Source organism: Chitinimonas sp. (assembly GCF_041904975.1).
GTDB lineage: Bacteria > Pseudomonadota > Gammaproteobacteria > Burkholderiales > Chitinimonadaceae > Chitinimonas.
Genome location: NZ_JAYRLZ010000460.1, coordinates 1 through 1,557 on the forward strand (window position 1 = coordinate 1; position 1,557 = coordinate 1,557).

General features: G+C 63.1%; 2 protein-coding genes. One reads left to right on the forward strand and one right to left on the reverse strand.

Annotation, left to right across the window (positions count from 1 at the left end):
• Positions 1-720 (forward strand): PLP-dependent transferase (locus ACE3OH_RS22150; protein WP_374358453.1); only part of this gene is annotated, 720 nt, incomplete at its 5' end.
• Between the two features lie 47 nt (positions 721-767).
• Here ACE3OH_RS22150 and ACE3OH_RS22155 read toward each other — a convergent pair.
• On the reverse strand, positions 768-1,557 hold a 790-nt coding region (locus tag ACE3OH_RS22155; protein WP_374358456.1), incomplete at its 5' end, for a TonB-dependent receptor domain-containing protein.

Consider the following 1,557-nt stretch of genomic DNA (forward strand, 5'->3'; position numbering starts at 1 on the left):
CCCGGCTCGCTAAGTTTTGAAGTGCAGGATGTGCCGGCGATTGCCGCCGCAGCCCACGCCACCGGCGCGGTCGTGGTGGCCGACAGTACCTGGGCCACGCCGCTGGGCTGGCCATCGTTCGCACTGGGGGTGGATGTATCGATCCATGCCGCCACCAAATATATCGTCGGTCACTCCGATGTAATGATGGGCGTCACCCTGTGCACCGAGGCACTGGCGCCCACCCTGCGCCGCAGCCACCGCGAACTGGGCCTGATGGTATCGAGCGACGACGCCTATCTGGCCCTGCGTGGCCTGCGCACCCTGGCGGCCCGGCTGGCCCAGCACAAAACCAACACCGCGCACCTGGTGCAATGGCTGCAGCAGCAGCCCGAGGTGGAACGCCTGCTCTACCCGCCGAACCCCGACGATGCCGGGCACGCCCTGTGGCGACGCGATTTTCACACCGATTACGCCTGCGGCCTGCTCGGCGTGCTATTCCGCGCCGATATCCGCCCCGAGCAGGTCGAGGCGCTGACCAATGCCGCCAGTCTGTTTGGCATCGGCTTCAGCTGGGGTGGCTATGAAAGCCTGATCCTGCCCACCCAGCCGGGCAAGATGCGCACAGTGAGCGAGCGCTGGCGCGACCGCCAGCTGCTGCGCCTGCATATCGGCCTGGAAGCACCAGCCGATTTACAGGCCAGTCTCGACGAGGGATTTGCGGCGCTGCGCAGCGTGTAAACCCCACCGCGTGCTGACGACGGCCAAGCCATCTGCTGGCGCTGTGCTCAGAACTTCAATTCAGCCACCGCGCGAATCAGGCGATAGGTGCGCAGCGCCGTGTCCCGGCTTTGCGCAAGGTCGCCGTTAGCAATGCGGTGAATGGTGCGATCGTGGTCACGATACAGATTGCTGGCGACCAGACGCAGCTGTGCCGATTGATCGAGCTTGTAAAGGCCGTACAGCTCAAGCGTGCGCTGATTGGCAGCAAATACTGACTCATCTTGCGAAACCCTCACCCAGCCGCGACGCACGAAGCCGAAATTGCCACCAGCCGACAGCGAACCGTTAGCAAACACATAGTCCAGCCCCAGATTCATTGAAAATGGGTTCTGGCTGCCAACGCGATTATCGGGGCCAGGTATGGCATCGACGCGGCTTTGATACCAATTGGCACTGGCGCGCAGACTCAGTGGTGGCGCCTTGTCGAGCAGCTGCGCCAGCTTGAACCGCGCCTCTAGTTCCAGACCGGAGATGGAGGCGCGGCCGGCGTTGATCGGCTTCTCGATCCATCGGCCAGCATCGATCATGCGGGAGGTCACCATGGAATCATCGACCCGTTTGGCAAACAGGCGCCCGACAAGCATGCCGCCTCCATTGAGGTAATGCTCATAGGCAGCATCCAGCCCCCATGCCAGTTCCGGTTTGAGGCGCGGATTGCCGCTGCTGTCGGGCGTGCTGAAGCTATTGTCCAGCGCATAAACCCGGCCCGCATCGAGGCTGGATAGCTCGGGTGCTCGCCAGCTGCGCGATAAGGCAAGGCGCAGCTGGTCCTTGTCCATGCCGGGAATTTTCCAG